Source organism: Spirosoma sp. KUDC1026, from assembly GCF_013375035.1.
Classification (GTDB): Bacteria; Bacteroidota; Bacteroidia; order Cytophagales; family Spirosomataceae; genus Spirosoma.
In genome coordinates, this window is the sequence record NZ_CP056032.1 from 3,359,874 (window position 1) to 3,377,038 (window position 17,165).

At 52.3% G+C, this 17,165-nt stretch carries 18 protein-coding genes and 1 pseudogene; 2 read left to right on the top strand and 17 right to left on the bottom strand.

The window, feature by feature from the left end; genetic code table 11:
* Nucleotides 1–4 precede the first annotated feature (4 nt).
* Nucleotides 5–1,468: a SusD/RagB family nutrient-binding outer membrane lipoprotein gene (locus HU175_RS13995; protein WP_176567188.1), complete on the top strand. Its 1,464-nt coding sequence runs from the start codon at nt 5–7 to the stop codon at nt 1,466–1,468.
* Between the two features lie 84 nt (nt 1,469–1,552).
* Here the strand turns inward: HU175_RS13995 and HU175_RS14000 are convergent, their stop codons facing one another.
* Nucleotides 1,553–1,969, bottom strand: coding sequence for an OsmC family protein (locus HU175_RS14000; RefSeq protein ID WP_176567189.1), 417 nt, complete (start codon nt 1,967–1,969; stop codon nt 1,553–1,555).
* Between the two features lie 149 nt (nt 1,970–2,118).
* Here HU175_RS14000 and HU175_RS14005 point away from each other — a divergent pair, with 149 nt between their 5' ends.
* Nucleotides 2,119–2,724, top strand: a complete 606-nt coding sequence (locus tag HU175_RS14005) for a Crp/Fnr family transcriptional regulator (protein WP_176567190.1) — start codon at nt 2,119–2,121, stop codon at nt 2,722–2,724.
* Here HU175_RS14005 and HU175_RS14010 read toward each other — a convergent pair.
* The 16 genes and pseudogenes from HU175_RS14010 to HU175_RS14080 form a co-directional block, all read right to left on the bottom strand.
* On the bottom strand, nt 2,718–3,038 hold the full coding sequence (locus HU175_RS14010; RefSeq protein WP_176567191.1) for a hypothetical protein: 321 nt from the start codon (nt 3,036–3,038) through the stop codon (nt 2,718–2,720). The two genes, HU175_RS14005 and HU175_RS14010, sit on opposite strands and share 7 nt — an antisense overlap.
* Nucleotides 3,039–3,171: 133 nt before the next feature.
* The gene (locus HU175_RS14015) at nt 3,172–4,425 is read right to left on the bottom strand and encodes a cation:proton antiporter (RefSeq protein ID WP_176567192.1); all 1,254 of its coding nucleotides are present in this window, start codon (nt 4,423–4,425) and stop codon (nt 3,172–3,174) included.
* A gap of 118 nt (nt 4,426–4,543) precedes the next feature.
* Nucleotides 4,544–5,434, bottom strand: a complete 891-nt coding sequence (locus tag HU175_RS14020; RefSeq protein ID WP_176567193.1) for a YitT family protein — start codon at nt 5,432–5,434, stop codon at nt 4,544–4,546.
* 202 nt (nt 5,435–5,636) lie between these two features.
* Nucleotides 5,637–6,017 carry a hypothetical protein gene (locus tag HU175_RS14025; RefSeq protein ID WP_176567194.1) on the bottom strand — a complete coding sequence of 127 codons (381 nt, stop codon included), beginning with the start codon at nt 6,015–6,017 and terminating at the stop codon, nt 5,637–5,639.
* 191 nt (nt 6,018–6,208) lie between these two features.
* Complete coding sequence (locus HU175_RS14030; protein ID WP_176567195.1) at nt 6,209–6,871, bottom strand: Uma2 family endonuclease; 663 nt, start codon at nt 6,869–6,871, stop codon at nt 6,209–6,211.
* A 39-nt stretch (nt 6,872–6,910) separates the two neighbouring features.
* A complete protein-coding gene (locus HU175_RS14035; RefSeq protein ID WP_176567196.1) occupies nt 6,911–8,164 on the bottom strand; it encodes a sulfate adenylyltransferase subunit 1 in 1,254 nt (417 codons plus the stop codon).
* Nucleotides 8,165–8,608: a DUF86 domain-containing protein gene (locus HU175_RS14040; protein WP_176567197.1), complete on the bottom strand. Its 444-nt coding sequence runs from the start codon at nt 8,606–8,608 to the stop codon at nt 8,165–8,167.
* Nucleotides 8,592–8,882 carry a nucleotidyltransferase family protein gene (locus tag HU175_RS14045; protein ID WP_176567198.1) on the bottom strand — a complete coding sequence of 97 codons (291 nt, stop codon included), beginning with the start codon at nt 8,880–8,882 and terminating at the stop codon, nt 8,592–8,594. Before HU175_RS14045 ends, HU175_RS14040 begins: the two co-directional genes overlap by 17 nt.
* Nucleotides 8,883–8,900: 18 nt before the next feature.
* Entirely contained in the window at nt 8,901–9,797 is an 897-nt protein-coding gene (gene cysD / locus HU175_RS14050; RefSeq protein ID WP_176567199.1) for a sulfate adenylyltransferase subunit CysD, read from the bottom strand.
* Between the two features lie 98 nt (nt 9,798–9,895).
* On the bottom strand, nt 9,896–10,630 hold the full coding sequence (locus tag HU175_RS14055) for a phosphoadenylyl-sulfate reductase (protein WP_176567200.1): 735 nt from the start codon (nt 10,628–10,630) through the stop codon (nt 9,896–9,898).
* A 108-nt stretch (nt 10,631–10,738) separates the two neighbouring features.
* Entirely contained in the window at nt 10,739–11,827 is a 1,089-nt protein-coding gene (locus HU175_RS14060) for a Gfo/Idh/MocA family protein (RefSeq protein WP_228724425.1), read from the bottom strand.
* A gap of 60 nt (nt 11,828–11,887) precedes the next feature.
* A pseudogene (locus tag HU175_RS24830) lies at nt 11,888–12,283 on the bottom strand (type II toxin-antitoxin system VapC family toxin); the annotation flags it as partial.
* Nucleotides 12,280–12,621 carry a hypothetical protein gene (locus HU175_RS14065; protein ID WP_176567202.1) on the bottom strand — a complete coding sequence of 114 codons (342 nt, stop codon included), beginning with the start codon at nt 12,619–12,621 and terminating at the stop codon, nt 12,280–12,282. The pseudogene HU175_RS24830 and the gene HU175_RS14065, both read right to left, overlap by 4 nt.
* 34 nt (nt 12,622–12,655) lie before the next feature.
* The gene (locus HU175_RS14070) at nt 12,656–13,915 is read right to left on the bottom strand and encodes a trans-sulfuration enzyme family protein (RefSeq protein WP_176567203.1); all 1,260 of its coding nucleotides are present in this window, start codon (nt 13,913–13,915) and stop codon (nt 12,656–12,658) included.
* Between the two features lie 100 nt (nt 13,916–14,015).
* On the bottom strand, nt 14,016–15,089 hold the full coding sequence (locus HU175_RS14075) for a sulfite exporter TauE/SafE family protein (RefSeq protein WP_176567204.1): 1,074 nt from the start codon (nt 15,087–15,089) through the stop codon (nt 14,016–14,018).
* Between the two features lie 217 nt (nt 15,090–15,306).
* Nucleotides 15,307–17,151: a hypothetical protein gene (locus HU175_RS14080; RefSeq protein ID WP_228724161.1), complete on the bottom strand. Its 1,845-nt coding sequence runs from the start codon at nt 17,149–17,151 to the stop codon at nt 15,307–15,309.
* Nucleotides 17,152–17,165 lie beyond the last annotated feature (14 nt).

Sequence of the window (17,165 nt, forward strand, 5' to 3'; positions counted from 1 at the left end):
CCTCATGAAGAAATTACTTCGCGTGTCGTACGTGCTGGTGGCGCTGTTCGCGTCTTCTTCAGCCTGTACCGACGATATAACCTCAATCAATACGAACCCCAAAGCATACCAGGCGGGCAGCGTACAGGCCGATGCGTTTTTCAGCAACGCGACCCGTAACCTGACCGATGCTGTTGTGTACGGCTTTACGTTCAAAATTCTGGCGCAGCAGTTCTCCGAAACAACCTATTTCACCACCAGTGCCTACAATCTGGTCGACGTAGGGAGCGGTTTCTGGACGTCTATGTACCGCGACGTGCTGAGGGACTATGCCGAAGCCAAAACGGTACTGACAAATAGTCCAAGCTTGTTTCCGGACGTGGATAATAACAAACGGGCTATTATCGACATCATGGAAGTGTATACGTACTCACTGCTGGTGAATACGTACGGTAATGTTCCCTACTCCGGAGCCATCAATACGGCGCTGCAGACGAAGGCCCTGGATTCAGACAACCTGACGCCCGCCTACGACGATGCCGCTGCGATTTACGACGATCTGTTTGCGCGACTGGACCGGGATCTGGGCATGCTGAAAACCAGTTCAACCAGCTTCGGGACGGCTGACCTGATTTACGGAGGGAGCGTCGCGAAATGGGTGAAGTTTGCCAATTCGCTGAAACTGCGTATGGCCGTAACCCTGGCCGACGTTAACCCGACGAAAGCTAAAACGCTGGCTGAAGCTGCCGTTAAAGCAGGTGTGTTCACGGCTAACAGCGACAACGCTATCCTGACCTACCTGGCAACAACCCCCAACACGAACCCAATCTGGGTGGGCCTGATTCAGAGCGGTCGGGAAGACTACGTAGCATCGAACACGATGATGAACATCCTGCAGGCTCCTACGGTGAAAGATCCCCGGATTCCACTGTTCTATACCAAAGACAACACGGGGGGCTACACGGGAGGAATCTACGGCCGGAGTAATGCCTATATTACGTACTCGAAAGCGGGCACATCCGTAACTGCTCAGACAACGCCGGGCGTACTGCTGAGCTACGATGAAATCGCCTTCTACCTGGCCGAAGCCGCTGCCCGGGGGTATTCGGTAGGAGGGACGGCCGAAAGTTTCTACAACGCTGGTATTACGGCTTCCATTCTGTACTGGGGTGGTACGGCGGCTTCGACCACTACGTATCTGGCCGATCCAGCTGTGGCGTATGCGACTGCCATTGGCTCGACCCCACTGCAACGGATTGCCCGTCAGAAATACATCGCCCTCTATAACCGGGGGCTGGAAGCCTGGACCGAATACCGTCGGCTGGATTACCCAACGCTCAACACCCCGCCGGTACCACAGGGCGATTTCCCGGTTCGATACACCTATCCAAACTCGGAACAAACGTCGAACATTGCCAATTATACCACGGCCGCAGCGGCTATTGGCAGTGATAAGCTGACGACTAAAGTGTTCTGGGATACCAAATAAATTGGGCAGGACCTTCACAAGCAAAACGCTCCCGGACCGATGTGTCCGGGAGCGTTTTTTATGCGCATTGATGACCCATGTAGGTTACGCCAGCGTGGCGTCGACGCTGATCGTAGTGTTGAACAGTTTAGAAATGGGGCAGTTGTGTTCGGCGTGATCGACCAGCTCGTCGAATTTTGCTTTGTCAAGACCTGGAACGGCCGCGTTCAGCGTCAGTTTCGAACTCGTGATGCCGCCGTCTTCCAGCGTAATGTCGCATTTAACATCCAGCGAATCAGCGGCAAAACCAGCCTGCTGGATGTTGAACGCCAGTTGCATCGCAAAGCAGCCTGCGTGGGCCGCAGCTACCAGCTCTTCCGGGTTTGTTCCAACACCATCTTCAAAACGCGTGTTGTACGAGTACTGTGTTTTGTTCAGCACCGTGCTGGCGGTCGACAGCGAACCCTTACCATCTTTACCGGTACCTGCCCAGTGGGCTGTTGCATTGCGGGTGATTTTCATAACTCTGTAATTTAGATTTGTGAGCGATTTGGTTTACGAATCAAAAGTAGACGGGTAATCGATGTTTATTTTTCACCTATGTTAAAAAGCGATTGACGGGAAGAAACTACGCAGCCTGTATTGACTACTCAGGATACGCCCAAAACTATATGCAGACAGTGCCCGCCCATACTCTACTACAAAACCATCTCCAGCAATTCGCCCAGTTGTCGGCGTCTGACTGCCAGCAGGGGATAGCGTTCTGGCAGCCCCGGACCATCGCCAAACATGATTTTTTCAACTTCAGCAATTCTGTCTGCCGACAGGTTGGCTTTGTGCTGAAAGGTATGTTTCGGGTCTATTACGTTGATCCAAAAACCAGTCTGGAGCATAACCTGTATTTTATTCAGGAATACGCCTTTCTGACCTCGCTGAAAAGCCTGCTGACCCAGACGACCTGCCCGTACCTGATCGAAGCCATCGAAGATGCCGAACTACTGGTTATTGACCGGGCGCACCTGCAACAGCTGTACACGACTTCGCACGGCTGGGAACGGTTTGGGCGCCTGCTGGCCGAGCAGTATTTTCTGTTCAACCAGAGCCGGGCCGAAAGTCTGTTGATGCAGACTGCCGAAGAGCGGTACGTCGATCTGCTGAACCACTACCCGGATCTTTTAAACCGGGTATCGCTGGGGCATATTTCGTCGTACCTGGGCGTTAAAGGGCCGTCGCTGAGCCGGATCCGGGCGCAACTGGCTCGTAAATCAACTCAGTAGCCTTCGTCGGTAACCAGATAGTAATTGGTTGTCTGCGTGGACTGGTCAGCATTTTTTAGCGTGACTGTCAGCCATTCGACATGCGTATAGGCGTTAAATGGGGCACTCTGTGTATCGGCAACTTCCTGCTGCTGGGCAGCGGCCTGATTTTGAACGAAGTTGATGGCCTCATCCCGCGAATCGAAACTTCCCAGCAGGTTGCCGGGATCGAGCGTTGGTTCCTGCTCGGGCAGTTCACCCGCCGTATTTGAAATCGGTAAATCGACCGGTGCTGATGGGCTCGAATCGGGAGCCGTATACAATTCTACAATCATTACGTCAGGCTGGTTTATCTGCATACGTAACTAGCCGACCACCTGTTTTGATAGAATTGTCGCCCGGTTTAGTATGCGTACTTTCGAGTCCTACTTGTTTATCAAGGGTTTACGGTAATTCGCTATGGATCGTTTACGAATTAACGTGACTCACTGGTCGTAGTCTTCCCTGCTTCCGGTCGAGCCAGCGCATAACCGGCGTAGACAGAATGCCGTGCAGCACAATAGATACCAGAATAACAAAGCCTACCAGCGACCACAGCCGTTGTGGTTCGGGGAAGACGGCTTCCCTAAGAGCAAAAGCAATGTAAAAGATGGACCCAATGCCCCGAATACCAAAAGCGGAAATGATCCATCGTTCCGCCCAGGATGCCCGCGTACCAACCAGCGTAACCACGCCGATAAGCGGTCGGACGATAAAGAGTAAAGCCAGCCCAAGGAGGGCATCCGGCCAGGTCAAGGCATTCAACAGGCCATTACCGATGGCTCCACCAAACAGCATAAGCAGCACGACAATGAACAGCCGCTCGATCTGATCCGAGAAGTCGTGCATACGCAGGTGGAATTCATGATGACGTTCAACGCTACGTACGGTGATGGCAGCTACGAACACGGCCAGGAATCCGTAGCCGTGAATCAGTTCAGTGACACCGTACGTAATCAGCGTAACCGCTAAAACTACAAAGCCGTAAACTTCGGGTCTGATGCTGATCTTTTTGGGCAGGTGGACAATTAATGACGCCAGTAGCCGCCCCCAGAGCCAGCCGAAAAGGACGCCAATGCCAATTTCGTAGAGCACGTCGTGCCAGAGCCAGTGAAGCAGCCGGGCTTCGAGGGGCATCAGTGTCGGGAGTAAGGCAATAGCACCGTGCACAAACGGAAACGCAAGGCCGTCATTCATACCAGCTTCACCGGTTAAGGCAAACCGAACGGTATCCTCTTTTCCCTCACCTGGCTCGCCTACCTGGACATCGCCCGCCAGAACAGGGTCGGTAGGGGCCAGCGACGCAGCCAGCAATAACGCAGAGGCTGGGGGGTAGCCAATGCCATAGGCCATGAAAGCCATGACAACAATGGTGATCGTCATCGTCAGGATGACCAGCCGAAGCGGAATCCTCCAGGCTTTCAGCGAAAAGCGTCGATCAATTCTCAGGCCGGTCCCGGTGAGCGCAATGATGACGCAGAGCTCGCTAAGGTGCATCGTTACGTCCGGGTACTCGAACGGGCTTGGATCGGGGAGGGGCAAGGGCAACAGATAAACCAGTAAGCCCATCGCCACAACGATGATTGGATAAGAGAGCGGATATTGATCGACTACTGAAGGCAACCAGGCAACTGCTAATACGGCAATGCCCAATAATACCAGCAAAATGTGATAGCTACTCATAGTACGCTAGTTGAATGACTAAAATAAAAGGAGAGAAACGTCCCCAAGAAAACACCGGAGCCATAAGACCATGAACTCCGGTGCTTTCTTGGGGACGTATTCTGTGAAATGACAACCGCTAATGCAGCGGCCGGTTCTTGACCATGCCTCCTTTCGCATCGTCGATGCCGTGATTAATAATAAATGCTTTAGGGTCGATCTGGTCAACGCGATCTTTCAGCCGGGCTACTTCCAGTCGGGTGACCACGGTGTAAAGCACATTCGTATCATTCTGACGCAGACCGCGTTTGCCGTACCCTTTTTCGCCTTTTAGAACCGTAACGCCCCGACCCATTTCTTCGGTAATCATCTGGCGGATGGCTTCGTGCTCATCCGAGATAATCAGCATGGTTGTGTATTCTTCGATACCATGAATCAGAAAATCAATTGTTTTAGATGCGGCCAGGTACGTCAGCATGGCGTAGAGCGCCGTTTCGACGTTAATCAGCAGGGCCGCCGAGCCAAAAATCAGCACATTGATCAGCATAATGACGTCACCCACGGACAATGCCGATCGGCGGCTAATGTAAATCGCCAGCACTTCAGTACCATCCAGGACGCCCCCGCCCCGAATGGCCAGCCCGATACCCGCCCCCAGAAAGAAACCGCCAAAGACGGAGATCAGAAGCTTGTCGGACGTAATGGTCGGGTAAGGAACCAGTACCAGACAGACCGCCAGCAGGCTAATGGAGAAAATAGTACGGGCAGCAAAACCCGGCGAGATCTGCCGGTAGCCCATCCAGATGAACGGAATGTTGACCAGCACGATCAGAATGGCCAGGTTGATGCCGGTCGTTATTTCGATCAGCAGCGAAATACCCATAGCACCGCCATCCAGAAAGTTATTCGGTAGAAGAAAGCCTTTTAGGCCCATGCCGGCGCAGAGAACCCCGGCGCTTAAGAACCCTACATCTTTGGCTAAACGTATCCAGGTTTGTGATTTTGTTGGAGCAATAGCTTGCGTAACCATATACTGTCGTAAATGAGATATAGACGTGCGTAACAAGTCAATGTTACCAGTCACGTTTGAGGAGAATGATAGAAAGACAAGAAACTGGCAACGTGATCGGAAGCCAGCATCGACCTGAATAAGCCGGACTTAACTAGGCTGGAAATGAGTGATAGCTAATTAAGTAAACGACAGACAGGTAACCTTAACGACAGGACTAAAATCAGGGGGCATTAATCGCAATCTGGTAGCGGAAAATCTGCCTTATAAAACTGAACGAGAAAAAGGAAGCCTGCAGAGGCCGGTTGAGCAGACAAAGGAAATTACTGCTAAAAGCGGCAAGGGGCTGCGGCAAGAAAGCGAGCGACGGCGATGCTCCTGGCCAGGAACTAACACAGGCTGCGGGAGTGTGGGCCAACAAGGCCGCTGAGCAGGTTGACTGATCGGTTCCGTCGTCCTGCTCGGTTAGACTGGCAACGAAGTACTGCCGATCTTCAACTGGTCGGGAATCGGTTTTTCCAGGCAATAGAGCAAGTAACCAGGCAGTTAAAAAGCTACCCAGCAGGTGAACCCAGAGCCGTATGGTACCTGTGTTGCCTTGCATGATTCCTGTAAACGATGAATTAGTCGCCACCAAAACAACTAAGCCCAGGAGGTAATGGTTTCGGTGAGATGCTTACTAGCAAAAAACCGAAGCCCCAAAGAGATCCGGTTTTCAAATCGAACGGACAAAGGCAGTGCTTTTCAGCCGTCGAAAATTCAAGAAAATAATGGCCTGTGATTCGTCCAGAAGGCCTAAGACGCCAGTAAAGACCGAAGCGCAGCGACATTGGCACTAGAGTCAAAAACGGCCTTGACGGGAATCGTGAATCCGGGTACCTGCTGGCTGCTGACCGACTGCCCAATGCTAAAATGACCAGTCGCTGCGTAGGCTTCAGTATCGGTGTCGATGATAAACGTTTCGATTGTCTGACGGGTTGGGTCGACCAGCCAGTACTCCATTACGCCGTGAGCGGCATAATCTTCAAACTTCACCTCGCGATCATTTTTCTGGGTACTTTTAGAAAGCACCTCCACGACCAGGTCGGGAGCGGGATAATACAGTTGATCGGGCTGGATCGCAGCGGCTTTAGCGGAGCCAAAATAGCAGATGTCCGGTTCGTAGCTGTTACGGGTCAGTTCGACGAGGGCTTTTTCAACACGAACCATACCTATTTCCTGTGCATCGACGAAGGCACTAAGAAGCATTCCTAAGCGTAGGACGGCAGCATTATGTTTCTCTAAAGCGGGTGAATGGACGACAACTTCGCCGTTGATAAACTCGGCTTTCATATCGTCGTCCATCCACTCGTAAAATGCCTGTCGGCGTTTTTGTTCGTCGTTGAGAATCGCCTGCACCTGCCGGATGATTTGCGGAGCCTTAGGCGATTCCAATAATTGTGCGGCTAGTTCGGTCATAGTCTGGTGGATTTTACCCAAATATACCGAAAAAACGGCTTATGCTTCGCCGATGAGCATCAGAGCGCCGACCGTTACGTTACTGGTTTCGTCGATCAAAATAGCCCCCCCGGTAGCCCGGTTCTGCTGATACGAATCGAAGCTGATGGGCTGGGCCGTACGCAGGACGATCTTCGCCATATCATTCAGTTTGAGACTGTCAACGTCTTCGGTTTCTTCGTACGTATTGACATTGAGCTGATAGGCAATCTCCCGGACGGAGCAACGGGTACGGGCCATCCCAACCTGCAGCACGTATTTGTTACCAACTTTAAACTCCTTCGTGTCCATCCAGCACAGCATGGCTTCGACGGTCTGGCTGCTGGTAGGCAGCGCGTCGGAACGCACGATGAGATCCCCCCGGCTGATATCGACATCGCTCGAGAGGTGTAGCACGACCGACTGAGGGGCTTCGGCTTCGTCGAGGTGCGTACCCGCAATTTCAATGGCGTCGATGGTCGAACTTTCGCCGGAAGGCAGCACCGTAATGGCGTCGCCTTTGCGAAACGTACCACTGGTAATCTTTCCGGCATAGCCCCGGTAGTCGTGCAGATCGACCGTCTGAGGACGGATAACGTACTGAACCGGGAAACGTCCGGGTAGTTGAACGCCCAGATCGTTAGTCAGCTCAATGGTCTCCAGATGCTCCAGCATCGTTGGGCCTTCATACCAGGGCATGGACGCGGACTTGTCTACTACATTGTCGCCGTTCAAGGCCGACATTGGGATGTAGGTCACCTGCTCAACGTTCAGTTTCTTCGCCAGATCAGCGTACTGAATGCAGATATCCGAGAAAACGTTCTGCGAATAATCGACCAAGTCCATTTTGTTGACCGCCACCACAATGTGCGGAATACCCAGCAGGCTGGCAATCAGCGAATGGCGACGGGTCTGCTCCACTACTCCGTGCCGGGCGTCAACCAGGACGATAGCAAGCTGGCAATTCGAGGCACCTGTCACCATGTTACGGGTGTACTGAATATGCCCTGGCGCGTCAACGATGATAAACTTACGGACAGGCGTCTGGAAATACCGGTACGCTACGTCGATAGTAATACCCTGTTCACGTTCCGAACGGAGCCCGTCGGTGAGCAGGGCCAGGTCAATTTCACCGTCATCGCGGCTTTTGCTGGCGCGCTCAATGGCTTCGAGTTGGTCGGCCAGGATGGATTTAGAGTCGTAGAGAAGCCGCCCGATAAGCGTGCTTTTGCCGTCGTCAACCGAACCGGCGGTTATAAAGCGGAGTAAGTCCATTTAGTGAATACTGGAAAAATCTATATGTCGATAGAAATTACTTTCTTTCGACAGGTTATAATCCGTCAGCGCAAATGCGCCAGTTATCAAGCCGTCCCGAATAAGCTGTTCTAACTGTTGCTTGAACACGGGTAGACTAATGCGAATGGTATTGAAAACGATAAATTTATCAACACCAACGTAATCATGAGCAATCAAATTACGAAGCCCTTTGATATCCAGCCATGGAATTGCTGGTGCTAGTTGCCGAGTTCGTTCGCCGAGCCGATTAACTTGTTCGCCTATGTGCAGTAATTGTAGCAAGCAAGCGTTAAAATTCTTCTGGTCATTGGCATTAAAAAAGGCAAACGGGTCATCGTATCCTTTGACGTATAGCTCTACTTTTTCAAGAGCCTCCGGAATACGTAAGCAATAGACGAGGTTCGTTTTAGGCGCGGGTGGCATAACGAACGTCGGATAAGGCGCGACTCAGAATTATAGGTTCGGCGTAATCGCGCAACATCACATCCACTGGATAGGGCAAGTCATTTTGCAACCTGTCGCGTAAAGCGATTAACTGCTGATACGAAATCGGCTCGTCGATCAATAGGTCAATGTCCCGAAACGATTCTCCCCGCACGAACGAACCAAATACGCCAATTTGAGAGAAGCCAAACTGATCAAAAATTCGCTGCTCGCGTAGATATTTCTCGAACGAGCCAAAGTCAGTGACAGCCATTGACTTTAGCGCTACTGATTAAAAATAGCCTCCCTTTTTCCGGTCTTCCATAGCCGCTTCGGACAGTTGATCATCCATGCGAGTTTCGCCCCGTTCAGAAATGCGCGTCGCCTGAATTTCGTCGATTACCGCATCAAGTGTATCGGCCTGCGACTCGGACGCAGCCGTGCAGGAAATATCGCCAACAGTGCGGAAACGAACCCGACGCGTAACCAGCCGGTCGTCGGCTTCGGGTTGAATAACCCCTTTGGCCGTGGCCATCAGTTTGCCATCCCGAATCAGCAGTTCGCGCTCGTGAGCAAAGTAGATACTAGGTAATTCGATTTTTTCCCGACGGATGTAATTCCAAACGTCGAGTTCGGTCCAGTTCGAGATCGGAAAGACCCGGACGTTCTCGCCTTTGTGAATCCGACCGTTGTATAGGTTCCAGAGTTCGGGGCGCTGACGCTTGGGATCCCAGGAGCCAAACTCGTCACGTACTGAGAACACGCGTTCCTTGGCGCGAGCTTTCTCTTCGTCGCGACGTGCACCACCAATACAGGCATCGAATTCAAACTCTTCGATGGTATCAAGCAGCGTGAACGTTTGCAGTCCGTTCCGGGTGGCATTGCGGCCGGTTGGTTCCTTCAGCTTTTTCTCCCGGATGGTGTCCTCAACGTAACGGACGATGAGTTTTTCGCCAATCCGCTCGGCCAGGTTGTCCCGGTAATCAAGTGCTTCCTGGAAATTGTGGCCCGTGTCGATGTGGACCAGCGGAAACGGAAATTTACCTGGTCTGAACGCCTTTAGTGCCAGATGAACAAGCGTAATGGAATCCTTCCCACCCGAAAACAGGAGGGCGGGCCGCTCAAACTGTCCGGCCACCTCCCGCATGATGTGAATCGCTTCGGACTCAAGTTGATCTAAATAATCCATGATAAAAGAGTGAATGAGTGAAAGAGCGAAAGAGCGAAAGAGTGAAAGCTAGCTGCACTGAAAAACGCTCTTTCGCTCTTTCACTCTCTCGCTCTTTATTATGGTTTGAACGCTTCCTCGTGGGTGTGTAGCCCGCATTCTTTTTTCGAGTTGTCTTCCCACCACCAGCGACCGGCCCGGAAATCTTCGCCCGGCTGGATCGCCCGGGTACAGGGCTGGCAGCCAATGCTGACAAAGCCCCGGTCGTGGAGCGGATTGTAGGGAACGTGGTTGTCGCTGACGTACTGTTTCACCTGATCGAAGGTCCAGTTCATCAGGGGGTGAAATTTAAACAGATCGTGGGCGTCGTCGCGCTCAACCTGAGTCATCGTCTGGCGATTAGGTGACTGCTCAGCGCGAATGCCCGTAATCCAGATTTTCTGTCCGGCCAAGGCGCGGTTCAGCGGTTCAACCTTACGAATGCCGCAGCACTCTTTCCGGTTTTCGACCGAATCGTAGAAGCTGTACGGCCCTTTTTCGGTCATCAGCTTTTCTTCGGCCAGACGGTCGGGAAAGTAGGTTTCGATTTTGCTTCCGTAGCGATCGTTGGTCTTTTTCCAGACCGAATACGTCTCGGCAAACATCCGGCCCGTATCCAGTGTGAAGATGCGAATGGGGATGTCGTTGTCCAGAATCATGTCGGTAATGACCTGATCTTCGTACCCCAGACTGGTCGAGAAAACGACCTGATCCGGAAAGAGTTCGGCCAGTCGACGCAGGGCATCGACCTCCGACAGTCCTGCCAACAAGTCGGTCAGACTTTCCCGCGTGTGGTTGGTTGGTTCTACTAGCATACCACTGTTTTTTGTCATGCTGACGAAGGAAGCATCTTCGCTAAACAGCCACTGTCAAGGACTACACATACTTTCCGAAGATGCTTCCTTCGTCAGCATGACAAAGACTCAATCCAATTGAATTGCCTTTCCCGTTTTCGCTGATTGCCGGGCTGCGTCAAGGATTTCCACGACAATCAGGTTATTTTCTAATGACGTTAATTCATCGGGTTTGGTTTCACCCCGCAGCAGCTGAGCCAGATACGTAAACGGGTTGGTGGCTGGGGCATCCGAGGGATTGGCCTGTAGCTCGTGCTCGGCTTTCTCTCCGGTCAGTCGTTCGCGCATCCGTGTGCCGTCGATGGTCGTTACGTAACCCGTGCGACCGTAAATCGCCATGTCCTTCCGACTGAACGGCCAGTTCCACGATGCCTGAATGATCGTCTGCGTCTTGGGATACGTCAGAATGATTGTTCCTTCGTCGTCGACTTTCGGGTAAATATCAGGCTTGATCTGCTGCGTTACGGCCAGGACTGAGGTGGGCCGCTGGTTGTGCAGGAGCCAGGTCGACAGATTCGCCCCGTAGCAGCCAAAGTCAAACAATGCTCCCGCCCCGTTAGCAACCGGATCGGTCAGCCAGGCCAGAAATTCCGGGTCGACGTTGATCTCTTTTGGCCCTTCGTGTCCATCATGAACCACAATTTTACGTAGATCACCAATGGATTTATCCGTGTTGGCAATCGCATAAGCCCTGTGGTTACTACCGTACCAGGTCGTTTCGTAGTTCGTTAATAGTTGGACATTATGCTTTCGGGCCAGCGCAGCCATGGCTTTCGCATCGGTATACGTCGTTGCCAACGGTTTTTCGACCATGACGTGAATACCCGCCGGGGCACACACCTCAATCGTCCTGCGGTGGTCCACAATCCGGCTGTAATCCATGACGGCCTCAGGCTTCGTCTTGGCAATCATCTCGGCCACCGTTGGGTAAACCAGACTCATCGGGAAGTTATGCCGCTTGGCGAAACGCTCGGCCAGCTCACGGTTTGGCTCTGCGATGCCTACTACTTCAATATCGCCTGACTTACCAATTGTATTCAGCACCTGATGCACGTGCGAATGCACCAGCCCGGCGACCCCTACCCGCAAGGGTTTCTTCTGCGCCCAGGACGCGGTTAGGGTCAGAAGTAAAAAGAAAAAGATATGACCAAGACGCATGGCAGAAATCAACGCAAAAGGATATTGTTTAACTATAAGATACTGCTCATTCAAATGGGAGAAATCTTTGTCTGTTGTTACGAGAGTAGCTCCTAAAACAGAAGCAGTCGCTGCAATCCACAGATCATTCTTTCCCATATTTCGCGCCGATGTACCCATTGGACGATCAGCTAACCGATTCTGGCTATACGCGTCTATCTCGGCATAACGATTTATTACCGTTTCAACATTGATATCAAGCGTAACAAAACTATTTAAGTATGTTTTCAGGTTTGTTACTCGTTGCTCTCCCCATTTATTCTGAAAAGCCAGCGATAACATTTCGCCAACTGTCACCACAGATACATACGACGTGTTAGTTTCGTCTGTCAACTTCAGTTCTTCCCGAATTTGATAGGCAACAGGCTTTTTCTGTAGATTCAGCAGAATGATATTCGTGTCAAGCAGATAAATCATTTACCAATCTGAGCCAGTAATTTTTCCGTGTCACCGTCAATAGAAACATCATCTGCTAATTGATCCAACTTACTCCAATCAAGCTTTTTCTGCCGACTTGCCTGTTCCAAAGCCGTCCTGTTGAAATCTGTAACAGCCGACCGTGCCATTTTTTTTAGTAGTTGATCTTCTTTAGTCAGTGGTTCGGCTATAGACAGAAAAATAGAAACACTGACACCAGCTACGTCAGCTGCTTGTACAGCCGACAGCTTTCCAAGTCTATACCAGTCGATAGCCAAAAACCGACGTTCCTGATTAATATCGATACTATCCGGTAAGTTGATTGTCAGTGTTTTCATCGTATTGACGTTGATTGGTGAAGATAACAAACTTCTAGGCTACATTCTCTTTCACTACGTCGGCCGTTACCACGTCGGCCGCTACCACGTCGGCCGCTACCACGTCGGCCGACTTTTCGATAGCCTGCGTGAAGTCTTCGATCAAGTCGTCGATGGATTCCAGACCCACCGAAATCCGGATCAGGCCGGGCGTAATGCCGAGGGCTGCTTTCTCCTCGGGTTTCAGCTTGGCGTGCGTCGTGGTGTTTGGGTTCGTGACAATTGTCCGCGAGTCGCCAAGATTCGACGACAGCGTTGGAATCTGCAGGGCGTCGAAGAACGCATTGACCCGCTCGAAACCACCCGCCAGTTCGATGGTGACAATGGCACCACCCGCGCTCATCTGCTGTTTGGCCAGCTCATATTGCGGGTGCGAGGGGAGGAACGGGTAAAGTACCCGATCAACGTCGGGCAGGGCTTCCAGCGCTTCAGCCAATTGCTGCGCATTGCGGCAGTGGCGTTCCATGCGGAGTTCCAGCGTTTCCAGGCTTTTCGACAAGACCCAGGCGTTGAACGGCGACAGTGATGGACCGGTATGCCGGGCAAAGAACCGAATCGGCTGGATCAGCTCCTTCGATCCAACCACAATACCTCCCAGCACACGACCCTGGCCGTCCATGAACTTAGTGGCTGAGTGAATTGACAGGTCAGCACCAAGGTCAATCGGCGTTTGCAAAATTGGCGTCGCGAAGCAGTTATCGACGTTTAGAATAAAGTGGTACTTGGCTTTCAGCCGGGCCAGCATCGTCAGGTCAACCAGTTCGAGGCCAGGATTTGAGGGTGTTTCCAGGTACACCATGCGGGCGGCCGGCGTTCCGGTGGTGGGGTTCGCTTTTATCGCTTCTTCCCACTCCGCTTCGGTTGCGGTTGCATCGACGTAGGTATGTGTGATGCCCCACTTGCTCAGGATCTGCGTGATGATCTGGTGCGCAGAACCAAACAAGGCCCGGCAGGCAACAATGTGATCCCCCGATTTCAGCAAACCCGCCATGCTGGCGAAAACGGCCGCCATACCCGTACCCGTGGCAATACCATCTTCGGCATTTTCCAGCATGCAAACTTTCTCGACAAACTCCGTTACGTTCGGGTTCGAAAACCGGGAATAGATATTTCCTTCTTCGGTCTCTTCAAATAAAGCTTTGCCCTGCTCTGCGCTTTCAAACGCGAAACTGGAGGTCAAATAAAGCGGTACAGAGTGTTCGCGGTTCGACGATTTTTTCGTCTGAATCCGGATGGCTTTGGTCTGTTTCTTCATCAGAATAAAGAGAAAAGACGTTAGAGGAAAGACGGTTAGCAGGAAAGACTTCCACTGAATCAGCAGGTATCTATCTTTTTATGTCTATCATCTTTTGTCGCTAAAAAAACAAAATGATCTTGCGCAAACTTACGATGATAATGACGATTCCGACCAATACCATCATCGTTTTGATGGGGAGTCGGCTGGAGAGGAGCGCAGCAATCGGTGCGGCAATCATCCCACCCAGAATCAGTCCCAGGATGACAAGGCCGTAATTGTCCAAGCCGGCAAAGAGGGCAAAAACAACCGAGCTGGCAAAGGACACAAAAAATTCGGCCAGGTTAACGGATCCGATGGTATACCGTGGGTGCCGGCCGGCGGCAATCAGGGTTGAGTTAACAATAGGGCCCCAGCCGCCCCCGCCGATGGCGTCGACAAATCCGCCGAACCAGGCCAGTAGGCCAATCCGCCGGACGGGCGTTTTTTTCTTCTGTTTCGTCAGCGCTTTCTTCAGAATCAGAACGCCCAGAATAGCGGTATAAACCGAAATAATGGGATTCAGGTATTTGGAGATAATCTCCAGATCCGATAGCGAAGTGATCAGGTAAGCACCCAGGGCGGCACCAATTACGCCCGGAATCAGAACAGCCTTAAACAGACGACTGTTAATGTTCCCGAACTTCAGGTGCATATAACCCGATACCCCCGAGGTAAATATCTCCGAACTGTGAACGCTGGCCGTAGCAAACACCGGACTGATTCCTACACTGGTGAGAAACGTAGTGGCCGTAACGCCATAAGCCATTCCAAGCGCTCCGTCGATCATCTGGGCGACAAAACCCGCCATGATGAAGTAGAAAATATCAGGTGTAATGTTGATTGAGCCGGCCAGTAACGTCAGTTCGTCCAGCGTGAAATAACTGAACAGCCAGTGCCCGACGACCATTAGGGCGAGGGCCGCGAAAACGTAAATGGCAATCTCCGTACGCGTCCGGCGACGTAAGATCAGATGTGGACTTGAAGCATTAACAGTCGCGTCAGGAAAAGTTTTCCGGAGGACCTCGACCTGTTTTTTAGCCTGCTCCGAATCGCCCTGTATGTTGATCGTTAAACCGTTCAGGTCAATTGGAAGCCCATCTACTACCGTCGGACTGGCTGCCGAAGCGGACGGCACTATGTCGTCAGATTGCATAGTGTTTGAACTCTATAGAATAAATAGATTAATTTAGTTATGGAAAGCGGCACGAATAAGTGCCGCTTTCCATAACTATCCGGTGCCAAAGATAGGGAGAAGGAATGGTAAAATGAAAACTTACTAGCTACCTTACCCCCGAGGAGTAGGCCGGATAAGAGCTGATTCGTTGCCTTTTTCGGCCATAGGGTCTGACCGATGTTGCGCTGGTGATCGACTAGTTGTTGCCGGTAGACGCTTTGGAGTGTACTGGAATAAAGACCACACGCCCGGCCGCCGGAAAGCGCGTTTCGGCAATGGGCGGGCCGTAGCGCTGGTAGAAACCGGCGAGTTGCGCGGGTGTCAGTAAATCTGGATACAAGTTGATACCTGCAAAGTCGTTCTGCCGTAGAAAACGATCCAGAAACTGCCAGTCCTGAGCCGTAAATGTTCGGCCGGGTGCAAGCAGGCGGGGCCAGCCGTCGCGCAGGAACGGCTGGATCTCAGCCGGTGGCAGCCGCCCGAAATACTGCCCTACGCCACTCTTGTCGTAAAATCGCCGGAAGGTAAAAATTGCGTTTTGCTGATCATAGTACGGGCAAAGTCCTTCGGGAGCACCAACACCATCGGCCCCAACGGTGCAGAATGGGAAGTCGAGCACAGCTACTCCAGGTTGCCGCCGGATCGTGGCGCAGTAACGTAACACATCGTCGCTCACTGTATCGAGTGGAATCTGCAGGCGGGTTCGGAGCCCGTGAGTCCACTCCGTCAGCATAAGCAGCCCCAAACAACAGACCGCCCAGCGAGCGTTTCGACTGTCTGACCAGCGAACGGGCAGAGCCAGCAGCGTGAACAGAACTGGATAAATCAAACTGGCGCGGCCGCCGTGCCGGTTGAAGCTAAACCAGGGAAACAGTTTGAGCGTCGGGAACAAAATGGGGTGATAAGACAGGCATAGCAGGAGCATCAGCACGACGGGTAGCCACAGCAGTACACTACGGTGCGTCTGCCATAGGCCCACAGCTCCCAGAACAACCAGGTACAGCCCCGGACTACCCTGGCCATAGCTCTCGAACGTATCGTGCAGCCAGTGCTGATAGGACATGGCAAACGAGTCCAGACCCGGCAGGTAGGGGAGCAGTAATCGCACCGGGTGCGACCACGCCCGGGTTTCGGGGACCGCGCCATAATCAGCCCGCCAGGCGGTGAACGCAATCTGGAGCGTCAGCGGTACGTAGAGCCAGAGGGTAAAAAGAATACAGCCAAGCAATAACCAGCTTACGGCCTTACGCGTCTGATATTCTTCATGTACGTAGTGACCAAAAGCGTGACGCCAATTCGGCAAAAGCTTCCCCCATTGGTAGAGCGCTACGGCTGCCACGGGGATTGTCAACGTCGTGAACGTAAGGGCGAAACCTGCCACGTAGCCCAGTTCCTGCCCTAACACCAGAACGTGCAGCCAAACCCAGCCCAACGCATAAGGCAGCGAAACCGCCTGTCGGTGCAGCATCATCCAGAGCAGGCGGTACGTAGCGACGATGCAGAGAACCGTCCAGTGCCCCACGCAGACGTTCATGTGAACGGGAAATTTGTAGAGCGCGTAAAAATTAAAGACGGATAGGATCAACCCGGCCAAAAATGCGCGTAGTGAGCCTGACAATGGACGCAGCAGCCAGTACGTGCCAACTGCCGTGATGGTTAGGCTGTAGACGTAATACGGCTGGAGATAGGGGCCGGGGCCGCCAAATAACTTACTGCAGAAGGTATACCAGTAATCCCGCTCAAACCCCCAATCCAGAAATACGTTATTCGTTCCGTAGGGATAAAAGGTCTGGTTATTAATCAGGTTAAGGCGAGGAAAGGGCCAGAACGAGAGATTCTTGCCGAAGAAATAACCCACATATTCGAACTGGTCGGTGTCGTTTCCGTCAGAAAGCGGATGGCTGAACTTGCCGACAACCCAGATCGCCAGCCCGGCCGTTAGTGCTGCCAGTAGCGCCAGCCAGGTCCAGTCAGTTGCCCGAGTCCAATACGCTGGGGAAGCAGGACGGGATGTATGGCGAACGGATTCAGCGGGCGGCATGGGGCATTGTCGGA